Genomic DNA, 685 nt, shown 5'->3' on the forward strand with positions numbered 1-685 from the left:
AAATAAATTGTACAGGTCGTTGACTTGATAATTTCTTAAGCAACATCCTCTCTAACAAGTTAGATCAGAGTGCTTTATCGTGAAATCATCTCAGCCAGCGCCCACACGAATTGCTTGGTTAATTTTTTAAAGAGCTTGCTTGAGATCCCTCAAGCGAGGCGCGTATTCTACAGCGTCTCATTTGCTTGTCAACGATTTTTTTTAATTTGTTTTCGAAGAAATTTAAATTCAAAACCGAAAACCAAAACCTTTAACAAGCGAAGATAAATTACTGATTTTAATCACTTAATTTATCCTCTATCTCCTTCAAACTTCGCCGCTTTCGAAGCGGTTCGCCTTAAGGAGGTGCGCATTATATAGAGCTGATTCTTTAGGTCAACACCTTTATCAAACTTTCTTTACATTTTTATGTTAGCGAATGTAATTAAGACTTTTCAGTCACTTTATTGCGACCAAGTAACGCATTAAATGGCCCAGATAAAGTATATAAAGCAAAGACCCCAAGCAGTACTAGCGACGGCTCTAACGCAATGACCGCAAAAACCAGAACTATAATAAGCAAGGTAGTAAACGGAACCCTTCTTTTCATATCAAACTCTTTAAAGGAGTGATACTTAACATTACTCACCATCAACACCCCTGCACCCGCAACTATCACCATCGTTAACGCAGTTAACCAGCCCGA

The 685-nt window shown here is 38.2% G+C and carries 1 pseudogene; it reads right to left on the bottom strand.

Annotation, left to right across the window (positions count from 1 at the left end):
• Positions 1-424: 424 nt before the first annotated feature.
• A pseudogene (locus tag A3757_RS26555) lies at positions 425-685 on the bottom strand (hypothetical protein); the annotation flags it as partial.

The organism is Oleiphilus sp. HI0117 (assembly GCF_001635235.1).